Annotated in this window: 6 protein-coding genes; 5 read left to right on the forward strand and 1 reads right to left on the reverse strand. The window is 66.1% G+C overall.

The genetic code is table 11. The features are described from left to right. Positions 1-215 precede the first annotated feature (215 nt). Positions 216-989 carry a hypothetical protein gene (locus tag AB0P41_RS11590; protein WP_365931476.1) on the forward strand — a complete coding sequence of 258 codons (774 nt, stop codon included), beginning with the start codon at positions 216-218 and terminating at the stop codon, positions 987-989. Between the two features lie 405 nt (positions 990-1,394). Here AB0P41_RS11590 and AB0P41_RS11595 read toward each other — a convergent pair whose 3' ends face one another. Continuing rightward, the gene (locus tag AB0P41_RS11595) at positions 1,395-1,925 is read right to left on the reverse strand and encodes a hypothetical protein (RefSeq protein WP_365931478.1); all 531 of its coding nucleotides are present in this window, start codon (positions 1,923-1,925) and stop codon (positions 1,395-1,397) included. A gap of 400 nt (positions 1,926-2,325) precedes the next feature. Between AB0P41_RS11595 and AB0P41_RS11600 the strand changes: the two genes are divergently transcribed. From AB0P41_RS11600 to AB0P41_RS11615, 4 genes are all read left to right on the forward strand, one after another. Beyond that, the gene (locus AB0P41_RS11600) at positions 2,326-3,813 is read left to right on the forward strand and encodes a VCBS repeat-containing protein (RefSeq protein WP_365931479.1); all 1,488 of its coding nucleotides are present in this window, start codon (positions 2,326-2,328) and stop codon (positions 3,811-3,813) included. Further along, positions 3,813-5,453, forward strand: coding sequence for a VCBS repeat-containing protein (locus AB0P41_RS11605; protein ID WP_365931482.1), 1,641 nt, complete (start codon positions 3,813-3,815; stop codon positions 5,451-5,453). Before AB0P41_RS11600 ends, AB0P41_RS11605 begins: the two co-directional genes overlap by 1 nt. 5 nt (positions 5,454-5,458) lie before the next feature. Further along, positions 5,459-9,145 (forward strand): LamG domain-containing protein, encoded by a 3,687-nt coding sequence (locus tag AB0P41_RS11610; protein WP_365931484.1) that lies wholly within the window; start codon positions 5,459-5,461, stop codon positions 9,143-9,145. A gap of 167 nt (positions 9,146-9,312) precedes the next feature. Then, on the forward strand, positions 9,313-16,275 hold the full coding sequence (locus AB0P41_RS11615; RefSeq protein ID WP_365931486.1) for an RHS repeat-associated core domain-containing protein: 6,963 nt from the start codon (positions 9,313-9,315) through the stop codon (positions 16,273-16,275). Positions 16,276-16,279 lie beyond the last annotated feature (4 nt).

Here is a 16,279-nt window from a genome sequence, read left to right on the forward strand (position 1 = left end):
CGGCTCCATACCCTCCCGAATCCTGGCTGAACAGCCAATTCGACCGTCCCAACAACCCGCAGAGCCACCCCAGGAGTGGAGCCCGGCGCCCGCCCCACGCGACAACGGAGGGTCATTAGCCTGCCCCACCCCCGGAAGGCCGCACGCCTCACGCACAGCGTCCCCGTCAGCGAACTGACGAGCAGTCGTGAACGATCGAGGCTAACCTCCGTTTCATGCAGTTCACCCTCGATGGCGAATCCTTCCAGCTGACGCCGACGCTTGTTCGTGGGCGTCTCGCTGGTCACGTGCCCGAGGAGATCCGCGAGTACTGGGTCGAAGTCGATGGTGTGCGTTGGCCGGTCAAGCAGGTCATCTTCCTTGCGACAGGTGCCAAGCGCAGCAGGTTTCAGTCGCATGCCTCTCGGCGGTGGCTGCAGAACCTCGGGTTCTTGATCGGTGCCGGATCCTCGGCCACCGAGAGCGGCTCAATCCCGCGGCTAACCGGTGCGTCGCGTCGTGGGCCTTTCGACGAGTCCCAGCTCAAGGAACTGGAGGCGCTCGACGTCCGCGTTGCGTTCTCGTGGCTGAGCGCCGGCCCGATTACGCTGGACGAAGCCGGTCTGCCGAGGTTTCCCGGACTCCCGCGAGCGCCAGGGCTCTACCGCTACGATTTCGGTGTGGACGACGACGGCATCCGCGTGCTCTACATCGGGGAGTCCGTGGAGCTGGCCAGGCGAGCCAGCAACTACCGCAACGCCAAGACGGATCGCTCTAGTCAGCGCACCAGCCGCCGCATCCACAAGGTGATCGTCGGCCACTTGGAGTCCGATGCTTCGATCGAATTCGCCATCGCAACGTCAGTGCGCTGGGGTGACGATGTCGAGCTGGACCTGCGGCTCAAGTCCGCCCGTCGCCTTGCCGAGAACGCTGCGGTGCTCCTCGCGCAGTCGCAGTCCGGGATCCGCGTGCTCAACATCGACGCGGAGTTGGGAGAGGACAGCGAGTGAGCAGTCCTCCGGATCTTCGCTACCTGCTGTCGATCAACAGCGAGAACGCGTGGAGTGATCTGCTTGCCACCCTGCCGCGGGACCGCTTCCCCTTCCCCATATGGAAGTACGCTCTCGCTTTCCGGTCGTCTTGTCCGGGCTCTTCTTGAGCCAACGATCCTCGATGTAGCCCGCCATGGGGGCCTCCTGCCCATGCGAATGATGCGTTCCGAGTGCTTGACGGTGTTGGGAACGCTTCTTCGCGACGGGTCATATCTCGCTGTGGCAGTTGGAATTGATATCGGGTTGGTGTCGTTGCTCTGTGTTGCCGTGGACACCTCGATGTGCGACGCAGCGGCTTGCGGTTCAATGGATGCAAGGCACGTTCGATCGAGAGTCTGCGCTCTCTCGCCGGTCCACCATTCGTCAAGCGCGGAGATCCGGTACATCATGCGTCGGCCCAACTGGAAGCTGGGCGGCTCTTGTCGGCGATGGCGCCACCCGTAATGGGTGTTGGGAGAGATACCGAGATGTGGCGCTGCTTTTTGCAATGGCAGGCACGATGGCGTCGTAGAACGCTTCGATGTCAGCCGCCGCGCCGATGGCGAGTTCCTGGACCTGTCGGTGCCCGGTACTCGGTGTAGGCGTTGATCCGCTCGCAGCAGTCGGCGAAGCTGCCGCGGGCGGACTCGTGGCGGTGAGTTTGGCCAGCCCGTGCGAGTGCATTCCGTCCGGCAGGTTCAGCACCGCATCGGCCAGGTGCAGGTCCGCCGCTCCGGTGCTGCGGTCGGCGATCCGGACCACGGTGACTTTGCAGAACACCGTGGCCGAGGTTCCCTGGCGCCGGCCACGCTCGGTGCTGGAGCGCTCAGCACTGGCGGCGTCCACGACCTTCTCGCCTGGAACGCTTTGTCGACATTGTGCGGACTCCTTGTCGCAACCGGGCGTATCGGTCACAGAGCGTAACTTCGCGCTGTTTGAGGCTGAGGGTGGCGTGACCGTACTGGTCTCCGGAGGGGTGGCTGATCCGGTGAGCTGCGCGGGAACGGGCGCGTTTTTGACGGAAGTTAAGTCCGAGGATGTTCTGTTCGGATGCGCTGGTGCGCGCACTCGTTGGCAACCACGCACTGTCACTGATGTGTAACTTGCCGAGGGGACCACATTCGGTACAACTGCCTCCGAACTGCTGATGAGCGGCCCTGCAGGTGATCGCTCGGTGCTTGACATCGCTTGCCGATAGGACGTTAACTCCCGCCACTTGTGAATCTTCTGTGACTCTGGGGTGGGGATGGGGCGCATGCGTGCGCGCTGGCTCGGTGTGAGCGCGGCGTGTGTCATTTCTGCAGGGGGACTGAGCGTGGCTACTCCGGCTGTGGCCGCGGTGGCGTGCCCGGTTGGCGTGGAGTCGGATTTCAACGGGGACGGGCAGCGGGATGTGGTCATAGCTGACCCCGAGGCAACGGTCGCTGGTCACGCCGGTGCTGGCGCGGTGCATGTGGTCTACGGCGGCGGCAAGGGCAATGTGCAGCTGTCGCAGGATTCGGCTGGTGCGCCAGGCGCTCCGGAGGGCGGCGACCGATTCGGCCATTCCCTCGCGGTGTACGACGCGAATCTCGACGGCTGCAGTGACCTCGTGGTGGGCATTCCCTACGAGGATCTCTCGGTGACCCCGGAGTCCGGTGAGGCGGTGAACCACCGTGACGCCGGACTAGTGCAGATTTACTACGGTGCATCCGCAGGGCTGGGAACTGGCCCGGCGGTGAAGGAGATCCTTGAGGGTGAGGGCCAGCCCCTGGCGGGCTCGATCGAGCACGAGGACTGGATCGGCTATTCGCTCGCTGCGGGGAAGTCTTCGAGCGGGGTTCCCTTCCTGGCGGTCGGCGCCCCTGGCGAAGACATCGGTACGACCGTCGACGCCGGTGCGGTTTATTACATGTCGGGTACCGCGTTGACGAAGGTGACGGTCCACCAGGACACCAATGATGCTGGGGAGGTGCCAGGCGTCGCGGAGCAGGACGATCGCTTCGGATACTCGCTCGCAGCTACTCCAACCCATCTTGTGGTGGGGACTCCGGGCGAGGCTCTGGGCACGGCGACCTTCGCCGGCGGTGTGGCCGTGTTCAGCCACACGTTGGTATCTAACTCGCCCAAGCCGCTTGCTGGTCTGGCGCAAGACCAGGAAACGATCAGCGGTGAAGTGGAGACGGCTGACCGGTTCGGTACCGCGCTGGCGATGGTTCCCTACCGGCCGTCCGGTGCCACCAGCACGACGGAGTCCCTGTTGGCGGTGGGGGTGCCGGGTGAAGATCTCCTGGCCACCGTTGATGCCGGGGCAGTGCATTTCTTCCGGCTGAATGCTTCGACCACGGTGACGCAGACGGCCTGGGTCGACCAGAACATCGACGGCATGGAGGGGGATGCAGAGGCGGGTGACTTCTTCGGACAGCAACTAGCGGCGGTCAACTCCACCCCGAGCGCGACGAGTACGGCGACCACGACCCGGGTGGCGATCGGCGCTCCGGGTGAGGAATGGCAGCAGGAGGATCTGGACAAGGGTGGCGTGCAGATTACCCCGATGGTCGGCCCTCCTGGCGCAGATGACCATTGGATCGCCCCTGGGTATGGCGTCGGCGATGTGGTGGACCCGCACATGTACACCGGGCTGAGCCTGGGATCCACGCCGAGCCTGCTGTATGTCGGAGCTCCCTATGGTGAGCCGGGCGCTCGGGCGGTTCACGGGTTCTCCTGGAATGTGACCAGTGGCGGCGCCTCCACGGTGAGTTACAAGCCGGGCACCGGTGGCATCCCCGCTGGCGGCAAGGCGTTCGGCGCGGTGGTGCAGTGATGGCGAAATGGGGCGGCACCACTGAACTCCTTGAGGCCTTCCGGCGAGCCAGAGGGAGCGAAGCCTTGTTCAGAAGCACGGGCCATGGCCTTGTGCTTCGCGTCGCCATGACGGCCACACTTGCCGGGGTTGTGGTGGCCACCGGGCTGACCCTCGACGCCTCACCGGCCCCAAAGACAGACGATCAGGTGCCGGTGGCAACGGTCGTCTGTTCCGGCGTGGCCTCCGACTTCAACGGAGATGGCATACGTGACGTCGCCATAGCGGACCCGGAAGCCACAGTTTCCGGAATCGAGCGGGCAGGTATCGTCCACATCGTTTACGGCGGCGGCAAGGGCACGCTCGAGCTGAGTCAGGAGACGCCCAACGTCTCGGACGGGGCGGAGCACGGTGACGAGTTCGGCTTCTCTATCGCCGTGTACGACGCGAATCTGGACGGTTGCAGTGACATTGCGGTCGGCATCCCCTACGAGGACGTCGGCACGGTGAAGGACGCCGGTCTGGTGCACCTGGTCTATGGAGCTCCCGCCGGTCTTGGCCAGGGACCGGTCGCCTCAGTGGGGCTGCGACAGGGCGCTGACGGGAAGCTGGCCGGCGGCTATGAGGCGGAGGACTGGGTCGGGTATGCCCTGGCCGCCGGTAAGTCGATGACTAACGTTCCCTTCCTCGTCGTCGGCGTACCTGGCGAGGACGGACCCGGCGGCGCGGATATCGGGATCGCGCATTACGTCTACGGCACGGACCTGAAGTCCGCTTCGTTCGGCCAGGACAGTGCGGGCGTCTGGGAGGACGCCGAACCCTATGACCGCTTCGGCTCGTCGATCGCTTCCACGGACCGGCACTTCACCGTCGGTGTGCCTGGCGAGTCGATCGGGACGGTGCAATTCGCCGGTGCCGTCGTCGCATTCCGCCCTTCGCTGAACACTGATGGCATCCCCGCTCCGATGTTCGGCATGGGCCAGGGGCGAGTCGATGGCCCCGACAGTGCGGCGCAAGCCGGTGACGGATTCGGGACCTCGCTGTCGATGGCGCCCTACCGGCCCAGCGGGGCAGCCACCATCACTGACTCGATGCTCGCCGTGGGGGCCCCTGGTGAGGACCTCTCGACCACGGTCGACGCCGGAGCCGTGCAGGTGTTCCACATCAAGGCCGATCAGACCGTCGTACCCACCCAGTGGATCGATCAGAACGCCCCCGATGTCGAGGGTGAGGCCGAGCCTGGTGACTCCTTCGGTCAGAGGGTCGCCGCGGTCAACACTGCGACAAATGTGGTCAGTACGGCTGCGACCATGCGTCTTGCCGTCGGTGTGCCGGGTGAGGAGTACGGGGCCGAGCAACGGGAGAGCGGTGGCGTCGCTCTGTTCTCGATGCTGGGCGGGCCCGGGGCGGCGGACAGCTGGATCGAACCCGGCCAGGGCATCCCCGCAGAACCCGTCGCCCGACAGTATGTCGGCATGAGCCTGGGCAGCAGTCCCTCGCTTTTGTATGTGGGCATGCCCTTTGGTGGTACGACCCAGAGTCGTGCGGTCTACGGCTTTCCGTGGAACATCGCCTCCGGCGGTGCCCCGACCCAAACATTCAAGCCCGGTGAGGGCGGTCTTCCGACCGACGTCGCCGCCTTCGGCACCACCGTCCGCTGACCGCGATGAACGACATGGAGAGTGGACGAGTGTCCAGACGAGTTAAGCCCGGCCTCGTGCTGCGCGCCGCCATCGCGGCCACGCTGGCCGGGGCTGTGGTGGCCACCGGGCTGACCTTCAGCGCCGAGCCGGACCTGGAGAAGAACGATCAGGCGCCGGTGGCGTCGACGGGGTCGGTACAGACGGAGTCGGCGGCGCTGGCCGCGGCCGACACGAGCGGTGAGCCGGTCGAGGTGGTGGGGCTGCGCTCGGAGCGCCGGGAGGTCTTCGCCCAGCCGGACGGCACGTTCGAGGCGAGGGAGTACACGGAACCGGTCCGGACCGTCCGGGCCGGCAAGTGGGTGGACATCGACGAGACGCTGGTGAAGCGGGAGGACGGCCGGTGGGGGCCGAAGGCCGCGACCGTGGATCTGTCCTTCGCAGGCGGGGCGAAGGGCGAGCCGTTCGTGACGCTGCGCCGGGCCGGCCGGGAGATGTCGCTGACCTGGCCCGATGGAGTGCTTCCTGTGCCGAAGATCGAGGGGGACACCGCGACGTACGCGGAGGTCCATCCTGGTGTCGACCTCGTGGTGCGGGCCGAGGCTGACGGCTTCGGGCATCTGCTTGTGGTCAAGACGCCGGAGGCGGGAGCCAGTCCTGAGATTGCGGAGATCGACCTCGGATTGAAAACGTCCGGGCTGAGGGTCACCGAGAACGCTTCTGGCGCGATTGTGGCGAAGGATGAGGCGGTCGACGGCACGGTCTTCGAAGCTGGCCGGCCCACGATGTGGGACTCGGCTGCGACCACCGAGAGCGGGGCCCGCTCGGCTGGCACGTCGGCGGTGCTGCGGTCGCTGGCGGTGGCTGCACAGGACGGTGCATCGCAGGCCGATCCTGCCTTGGAGGGGCCGGGCGGGGGCGGGCGTTCCGCACCGCTGCAGGTCGAGCTCAGCAAGGACAAGTTGACCCTCACACCGGACCAGGCGCTGCTGAAGGACGCCGAGACTGTGTGGCCGGTGGTGATCGATCCGATCCAGCGGACCACCTCACGCACGTCGTGGACTGGTGTGATGTCGGGGATGCCGTCCGAGCAGGACTGGAAGTACTCCGACTCCGCGGGCGTGGGCAAGTGCCCTACCGACTACAACCCTGTGTCCTGCAACGGGGTCGGCGTACGACGGCTGCTGTTCACGATGCCGATGTCGTTCTACAAGGGCAAGCAGATTCTGGGCACATCGTTCTCCGCCCGGGTCGCCCACATCTACAGTGCGAGCCCGACGGCTGAGCCGATCCGGCTGTACAGGGTCGGCGGCAAGAATCGTTCCCTGTCGTCTTCCAGTGACTGGAACAGCACCAAGGACGAGTGGGTCGATCACCTGGAGACCGTGGACAAAGCGATCTCACCGACCTCGTGCGGCAGCCAGGCCAACCTGCACTTCGAAAGTGGCGCGACCGGGGAACTCACCGGCGCAGTGAAGACGGCAGCTGCGGATGGCTGGTCTTCGATGACGCTGGGGCTGCGAGCCGCGGACGAGTCACGGTTCGCGGAGTGGAAGCGGATCTGTGGCAACGCCTACCTGTCGATCAGCTACAACAATCTGCCCCGACAGATGACGACTGCCAAGATGTCGTCCGACCCGGGTGGTTCCTGCAAGTGGGGTCCCTCGCGCCCGTATGCGGAAGAGCCACCGATGCTGACCACCTACGCCTCTGACCCCGACCACGGGAGTGGTCGAACGGACAAGGTGAAGGTGCAGTTCAAGGTGGCATGGACGCCCAAGGGCGCGACGGCCGAAACCTCCTACACGTACGACACCTCGTATCTGTCCCCGACTTCCACCACGCCGTATCGGCACCGCGTGAAGACGACCATCCCAGAAGGCGTGGTCATCTACTGGAGTGCGCGAGCCTACGACGGTGACGGCTGGGGGCCGTGGAGCACGGATGGTGCTCCGCAGCGCTGTGAGTTCATCCTGGACAAGACCAAGCCGGGCAAGCCGCTGGTGAACTCGCTGGCGTACCCCTCGGATTCCGTGGAGCACGACGGTGTGGGTACGGCTGGCACCTTCACTTTTGCACCCAACCCGAACGACTCCATCCCGGACACCGACGTCGTGTCCTTCCGGTACGGCTTCAATAGCGACGCCGACCCCACCACGGCCGCCGTGCCATCCAAGGCCGGCGGTTCGGTCTCGGTGACGTGGACGCCATTGAAATGGGGCCGTAACTGGGTGGAGGTGATCTCCGTCGATAAGGCGGGCAACGCCGGCACCAAGGCCCGCTACGAGTTCCTGGTGACCGAGGGCAAGCCGGCCGCCGCGCAGTGGAACCTCGCCGATGCGGCGGGCAGTGCGTCGGCGCACGACGAACGCGGTGAGTTCGCTGCCGACAAGGGTTCCGGAGTCACCTTCGGGGCATCTGGCCCGGGTGGGAAGGCGGATGCGGCGGCTTCCTTCGACGGCACGGAGAACGCCTACCTCGACTCGGTCAACACCGTGCTGGACACCGCCAAGAGCTTCAGCGTTAGCGCCTGGGTACGGCCCACCGATCTGAGTCGTGATATGACGGTGGTCAGCCAGGACGGCACCGGAGTGCCCGGCTTCACGCTCGGCTACGACACCACGGTCGGTACGTGGGCATTCGGAACGTCGGTGACCGACGTGGACACGCTGGGTGAGTGGAAGGCTGTGGCCAGGGGAACGGATGGCAAGGCCATTGTGCCCGTCAAGGACGCGTGGGTGCTGCTGACCGGCGTGTACGACGCGTCCGCCTCCGGCGGCCCGCAACTGCACCTGTACGTGAACAAAACGTCCGTGGGAACCGCGCAGCGTCGCTCGGTCTGGAAGACCTACGGTTCGCTCCAGATCGGCCGTTCCACTGCCAAGAGCGGTTACCGCGACCACTTCAAGGGCGACCTCGCCGAGGTGCGGGTCTTCGACCGGGTCCTCCCGGCCACCCAGGTCGCGGAACTGATGACGATCAAACCGACGCGTAAGGGCTACTGGCAGCTCGATGCCGCCAGCGGCACTACATCGGCGGAGACCGGTGGCGGGCAAGCCCTGACGTTGGCAGGCGACGCACGGGTCTACAAGCCGACGCCGCCCGACCCTGACGACCCGTTTGCCTCAACCGATCCGCCGGCCCTGGTCGGCGCCGGTCACCTGCTCCTGGATGGGGCGGGCGACTACGCGGCCACCGCTGCAGCCCCATCCAGCGGAGCGGGCAGCTTCACCGTCACCGCACGGGCCCAGCTGACCGCCATCGACGGCACGGTCCCGCAGACGGTGCTTTCCCTGCCGGGTGGGGCGGCCAACCGTGTTCAGGTGCGCTTCCGTCCCGATCCGGATGGCGGCCTCGACTCGCGTTGGGAGCTGGCGGTGGCCGGCACGGACTCCGCCTCGGCGGCGGTGAGGGTGTTCCAGGACGACCAGGAGCTGCCCGACACCGGCGGCTCGGGCCAGCACTTGGCGGTGGTCTATGACGCTTTCGCCAACGAGATTCGTCTCTATGTGGAAGGTCAACTGGCCAGCACCGCGTACGGCATGGACAACACGCTGTGGTCCACCACCAAGGGACTCCAAGTCGGGCGCTCGGCGCTCGGCTCGGCGGAGTATTTCGCCGGGGCGATCGACGAGGTCCGCGCGTACGACGGGGCCGTCGATCCCGCGGTCGTCAACCAAATGTCGCTGTTGACCGCAGTACCGGACATGTAGCCCGGTGTGAGGGGCGGGACTGAATCGTTCTGCCTCTCCCGCACCTTTCTTCTTGCTTGATGCATGCGCTCGGCCGACGTGCCCGCGCGCCCGTCGCGCCGCTATCGATGTATGGAGTTCTGATGCCGTTCCGTGGCCGGTTGGTCGACCAGCTCATACCCAGACGGGTGAGAGGCTCGCTTGCGCTCGCCCTGACCCTCGCGCTCAGCGGCGGGCTCATACAGTCGGTGGCCTTCGCCGCGGACAAGCCGACGGATTTGGAGCGGGTGAAGGACCCGGTTCCTGTGGTCGAGGGGGCGACGGCCAAGGCGGCCAAGCGGCTGGCGAATCCGATGAAGAAGACCGCCGACCCACGCCTGGACATGCCGTCCTGGCCCGGCAAGGCCAGCGTGGAGGTCACGGTTAGTGACACGGGGACGACTACGCCCCGCGAAGTGAAGGCCGGCTCGCTGCCCGTCGCAGCCACCCCGGCCAAGGGTAAGAAGACAAACACCACTCCAGACAAGATCACCGTAGATGTGCTGGACGAGGCCGACGCCAAGCGACTGGGTGCGAGCGCCGTGCTCAAGGTGGAGCGCGCCGACGACGCGAAGCGCTCCGCGCCGGTGCGCCTCCAGGTGGACTACTCCTCCTTCGCGGAGGGCTACGGCGGCTCCTATGGTTCGCGTCTGCGCCTGGTCGAACTGCCGCCGTGCGCGGCGGTAGCTAACCCGGGCAGCAAGGCATGCCCGGCCAAGCCGAAGATTCTGCCGACCACCAACGACCCGCAGACCCGGACCCTGTCCGCCGAGGTGAGCGCTGCACCGCAAGCCACCGACGCCGCTCCCACTGAGGCCGGTGCACCCAGTCTGTTCGGGGTGGCGGCCGGACCCGCCTCGGCGCAGGGCACCTACAAGGCGACCGCTTTCGCACCATCGTCAAGCTGGAGCGTGGCAGCCTCCTCGGGCGGCTTCTCCTGGAACTATCCGCTGAAGGCGGTCCCCACTCCCGGCGGTCTGGTGCCGACGGTCGGCCTGGGCTACTCGTCGCAGTCCGCTGACGGCCGCACTTCGGCCACCAACAACCAGGGTTCCTGGGTCGGCGACGGCTTCTCCTACGATCCCGGCTACATCGAGCGCCGCTACAAACCCTGCTCGCAGGACGGCCACTCCGAATCCGGTGAGCAGTGCTGGGCGTTCGAGAACGCCACCATCCTGCTGAACGGGCAGTCCAGCGAACTGGTCCAGGACGACACCACCAAGAAGTGGCACCTGTCCAGCGACGACGGCGCGAAGGTCGAAAAGCGCACCGGCGCGAGCAACGGCGACAACGACGGAGAGCACTGGGTCGTCACCACCAGCGACGGCACCGAGTACTCCTTCGGCCTCAACCAACTGCCCGGTTGGACGAGCGGCAAGGAGGAGACCAAGTCCGCCTGGACCGCCCCGGTCTTCGGCGACGACAGCGGCGAGCCTTGCTACAACGCGACGTTCTCCTCCGCGCACTGCAAGCAGGCCTGGCGCTGGAGCCTGGACCACGTCAAGGACACCCACGGCAACGTGATGTCCTACTTCTACGAGCCGGAGACCAACTACTACGCCCTGAACGGCAAGACGGACGTCACCGGCACCGCCTACCACCGCGGCGGTTACCTCAAGCGGATCGACTACGGTCAGCGCGACGGCCAGTCCTACGCCGCCAAGGCCCCGGCCCGCATCAACTTCACAGTTGCCGAGCGCTGCCTGCCCACCGACACCTTCGACTGCGCCACGTCCAAACGGACCAAAGCCAACGCAGCGAACTGGCCCGACGTCCCAGTCGACCAGGAGTGCGCCGCGGGCGCCAAGTGCACCGTGGGCCAGACCTTCTTCACCACCAAGCGGCTGACCGGGATCACCTCCCAAATCCGCACGGGCGCCACCACATACCGGGACGTGGACCACTGGTCGTTCACCCACCAGTTCCACGACAACGGCGACGACTCCAAGGCTCTCTGGCTGCACAAGATCCTGCACGAGGGCCGGGACGGCGCGGCCCTCGAGATGCCGGCCATCGAGCTGTTCGGCGAGCAGCTGGCCAACCGGGTGGACGCGGTCGGCGACAACATCGCGCCATTCCACCGTTACCGCCTGTCCACCGTGCTGAGCGAGACCGGCTCCCAACTGGACGTCAACTACGCGGCCACCAACTGCACCAAGTCCGCCCTGCCGAAGCCGGGAGAGTCGACCAAGCGCTGCTACCCGGTGAAGTGGGCACCCCCGGGCCACCTGGAGCCGATCACCGACTGGTTCCACAAGTACGTCGTCGCAGAGATCATCGAGACGGACCGCACCGGCGGCAGCGAAGGTATCGTCACCCGCTACGACTACCAGGGCGACGCCGCCTGGCGGAAGGCCAAACCTGACGGCATCACCGAAGACAAGTATCTGACCTGGGGTAACTGGCAAGGGTACGGCAAGGTGTCGGTCACCAGCGGCACTGCGGACAAGCAGTCAACCCGCATTGACTACACCTACCTCCAGGGCATGGACGGCGACAAGGACGCCGACGGTGCCACGCGCAGCATCAAGGTCAAGGACTCCCAGGGCACCGAATATGCGGACGCCGAGGAGTACACCGGCCACGAGCTGGAAACGGTGACGTACGACGGCAGCAAGATTGCCTCCCGGACGATCAGCCAGCCGTGGAAGTACACCACCGCGACTCAGACCCGCAGCTGGGGTACCAGTCACGCGGTCATCTCCAAGCCGCGTATCCAGCGGGGCTTCACCCCGCTCTCGGCGGGCGGTTGGCGCGAAACGAAATCCGTCAGGACCTACGACACCGCAACCCACACCGGCCGCGTCACTCATGTCGAGGACCTCGGTGACGTCTCCACCGCTGCCGACGACACCTGCACCCGCACGTACTACGCGGACAACACTGACAAGAACATCCTCTCGCTGCCATCCCGTAGCGAGGTCGTGACCGTCAAGTGCGCCACCGCGCCGGACCGTTCCAAGCAGGTCCTGGCCGACGAGCGCACCTACTACGACAACGGCGCTTTCGGCGCGGCCCCCACCAAGGGCGACGCGACCAAGACCGAGAGGATGACCGCCCACAGCGGCACCACCGCCACTTACCAGATCACCGGCACCACCGGGTATGACGCTTTCGGGCGTCCGGTGTGGCAGAAGGACGCCAAGAACAACGAGTCCAAGACCCAATACACCGAGACCAACGGGCTGCTGACACAGACCACTGCCACCAACGCGGCCAGTCACGTCACGATCACCGACTACAACCCCGCGCGCGGCGCCTCCACCGGCCAGCGTGACCCCAACGGCAAGCGTACCGACCTCGCCTACGACGCGTTCGGCCGCCTCACCTCCGTCTGGCTGCCCGACCGGGCCAAGTCCCAGACCCCCAGCATCAAGTACTCCTATCTGGTCCGCACCGACAAGCCCACGGCCATCAAGACCGAAAAGGTCGAGAACGACGGCACGTACGGCACCGAGTACGAACTCTTCGACAGCCTCCTGCGCGGCCGTCAGAAGCAGACCGAAGGCCCCGACGGCACCCGCATGGTTGCCGACGCCTGGTACGACGGCACCGGCAAGGTCACCAAAACCAACGCCACCTACCGGGCCGCCGGAGCCCCCAGCGACGAACTCATGACCGCCGGCAACGGTGCGGTCGGCGCGCAGACACGCACCGAGTACGACGGTCTCGGCCGCCCCACCGCCGCGATCAGCCTTCACGCAGGCACCGAACAGTGGCGCAGCACCACCCGCTACGACGGTGAACTGGTCCACTCCGACCCGCCCACCGGCGGGGTCGCCACCACCGCCGTCACCGACGCCGAAGGCCGCCCCACCGCACTCCGCCACTACCACGGCGACCGCCCCGATGCGCTGCTCGGCTACGACGAGACCAAGTACACCTACAACCTCAACGGCCAGCTCAAGACCGTCACCGACGACAAGAACAACGTCTGGGCCTACGAGTACGACCAGCTCGGCCGCAAGACCAAGTCCATCGATCCCGACGCCGGAACCTCCGAGACGCACTACGACGAGCTCGACCGCGTGGTCTGGGCGATCGACGGCAGCGGCAAGAAGGTCTCCACCCAGTACGACTCCCTGTCACGGCCCACCTTCACCTGGGAGGGCGAGCCGACGACGGGCACCAAGCTCACCGAGACCCGGTATGACAAGGCCGGCTGGCTCGGCTACGCCTGGGCATCCATGCGCTATGTGAACGCGACCCAGTACATCGGCTCCGCGGTCACCTCGATGGACGAGTTCTACCGCCCGCTGAAGACCACCTACGCCGTGCCCGCCACCGAGGGCGCCCTCGCTGGGTCGTATGAGTTCACCGCCTCCTACAACCGCGACGGCACGGTCCGCGGCACCGGCATGCCCGCCGCCGGCGGACTGCCGGCCGAAGCCCTCACCTACGGCTACGACGAACTCCAGCGCCCCACCACGCTGGCCGGCACCACCTCCTACGTCACCGGCACCACCTACTCCGGCATCAGCCAGGTCATGGGCCTGGAGCTGTACACCGGCAGCGGCAAGAAGGTCGGCCAGACCTTCGACTACGAGGCCGGCACCGGTCGCCTGCGCACCGCCACCGTCGACATCGCCGGCGCCACCGCCCCGGTCAAGCGCTCCTCCTACTCCTACGACCAGGCCGGCAACGTCCTGTCGATCGCCGACACCGCCAACACCAGCTCCATGGCGGCCACCGATGTGCAGTGCTTCGCCTACGACAACGGCGCCCGTCTGAAGGACGCCTGGACCCCCGCGGCAAGCGCCGCGGCAGCTCAAGGCGCGGGCACCGTTGGCAGCAACGGCCTGGACGCCTCCAAGCCCTCCGCCTGCGACGCCGCACCCGGCACGAACGCGCTGGACGGACCCGCCCCGTACTGGAAGTCGCACACCGTCGACGCGATCGGCAACCGCACCAAGGAAGTCATCCACGACACTGGCCGCGATGCGACCAAGGACATCACCCGCACCTACAGCTACGGCGGCGCGGGCACGGCGGGCGACGGCCCGCACCAGGTCACCAAGGTCGTGGAGAACACCCCGACCGGCGACAGTCAGTCCACCTACACCTACGACGACGCGGGCAACACCAGGACCCGCGTGATCGGCGGCAACACCCAAACCCTCGACTGGAATGCCACCGGCCAGCCCGCCAAAATCAGGACCTCGGCAGGTGAGACCACCTTCGTCTACGGCCCCGACGGCTCACGCGTGGTCCGCAAGGACCCCAAGGCCACCACCGTCTACCTGCCCGGCATGGAACTCTCCCTCGCCGCCGGCTCCAGCACCGTCAAGGCCACCCGCTACTACAGCCACGCCGGCCAGACCGTCGCCATCCGCACCAGCGACAACAAACTGTCCTTCCTCGCCTCCGACCACCACGGCACCGGCGAACTCGCCATCGACGCCGCCACCGGCACCGTCGCCCAGCGCCGATCCGATCCCTACGGCGTCGACCGAGGCAAGGCGAGTGGGACCTGGCCTGGTGAGAAGGGCTTCGTCGGCGGCACCATCGACGCCTCCACCGGCCTCACCCACATCGGCGCCCGTTCCTACGACGCCCAACTTGGCAAATTCATCTCCGTCGACCCGGTCATCGACTACACCCGCCCCCAACAGATCAACGGCTACGCCTACGCCGACAACAGCCCTGTCACCCTCTCCGACCCCAGCGGGCTCTACGCGGACTGCGGCGCCACCTACGTCCGGGACTGCTCTCGCACACCGATCAAGACCCCCGAAGACGCAGGCCAAGACGCTGCAGACAAGGCCAACGACGAGGCCGCGGCGACCCAAGCGGCTGCCGAACAGCAATACTCCTCCGCCAAACAGCGCACCGTTCAGGCGGGCAAGGCCATCGTTAAGATCCTCATGGACGAGCTCGGCATCAACGCCGGACTCGACTGCCTCTCCACCGGAGACATAGGAGCCTGCGGCGAAACCGTCCTTAACATCGCCGGTAGCTTCGCCGGCGGCTTCGCCGGAAAGCTCCTAGCGAAATACGGAATCCCCTGGAACTGGCAAAAGGGCGAGAGGCTTGTCAAGCGGGTCATAGGCCTCGTGGACGACATCGTCGGCGGCGCTATGGACATGCTTAGCGCCTCCAAGAAGGTCACCAAGGCGAAGGAGGCGATGGCCCGAGCGGAATCAGCCCTGGAAGCAGCGAAGAAACGCGCGGCAGAAGCCGACTCGGGGCCCGGGATAGCCTGCGAAAAGCACAGTTTCCTGCCCAAAACCAAGGTCCTAAGTGCGAGCGGCAAGACCAAGCCGATCAAGGACGTCAAGCTCGGCGACAAGATCATCACCACCGATGCCCAGACTGGCAGCACCACTGTCCGTGAGGTCGTCCGCACCATCACCACCGAGGACGACAAGCACTTCGTCGACCTCACCATCACTACCGAACATGAGGGAGTGAACAGCAAGGCCGGGATGGAGTCCGGAGGCAAGGGAGCGGGCGCAAGAGGCAAGTCGAAGGGGCAATTTTCTGCCGCCACCCTCACCTCCACCATCAACCATCCCTTCTGGTCCCCCTCCGCGAAGCAGTGGATTGAAGCCGGCGACCTCACACCCGGCATGACGCTCCGCACGGCCGACGGAGACATCGCCACCCTCACCGCGACCCACACCTTCGAACAACGCCAGCGCACCCACGACCTCACAATCCGAGACATCCACACGTACTATGTGCTCGCAGGCGCCACGCCGGTACTCGTTCACAACTGCGGGGGCGGTAGGGATGCCTCTGGGGCTGCGTGCTCCTGTCCGAGCCCACGGCCTGCTAAATGGACCATCGATGCGATTCAGCATCCAGATAGTGCAATTCATGCGGCCGAGCAAGGTGCTGAGGGCATGATGGTGACACTCGACAGGACGGGTGCAGACGCCAGGCGGGCAGTGAATCTGCGAGGCATACCAACGCGTCCCGGTCAAGATAGAGACGAATTCCCGCCTGCGATTTTTAGTGAAGGGGCAGGTGCTCACGTAAAGTACATTGGAGCTGGAGATAACCGAGGCGCCGGTTCTGACATGAAGAATCAGCTCGTAGGTATTCCGAACGGCGGCCGGGTGATGGTCACGGTTATGAGCCTAGGCTACATACTGGGGCAGAATCCATGACATG

Origin of the sequence: Streptomyces sp. NPDC079167 (assembly GCF_040686735.1) — a bacterium.
Lineage (GTDB): Bacteria > Actinomycetota > Actinomycetes > Streptomycetales > Streptomycetaceae > Streptomyces.

Bases quoted from the DNA above. Each gene is read 5' to 3' on its own strand.
- AB0P41_RS11590 (WP_365931476.1), top strand. From the start codon at position 216: ATGCAGTTCACCCTCGATGGCGAATCCTTCCAGCTGACGCCGACGCTT.
- AB0P41_RS11605 (WP_365931482.1), top strand. From the start codon at position 3,813: ATGGCGAAATGGGGCGGCACCACTGAACTCCTTGAGGCCTTCCGGCGA.
- AB0P41_RS11610 (WP_365931484.1), top strand. From the start codon at position 5,459: ATGAACGACATGGAGAGTGGACGAGTGTCCAGACGAGTTAAGCCCGGC.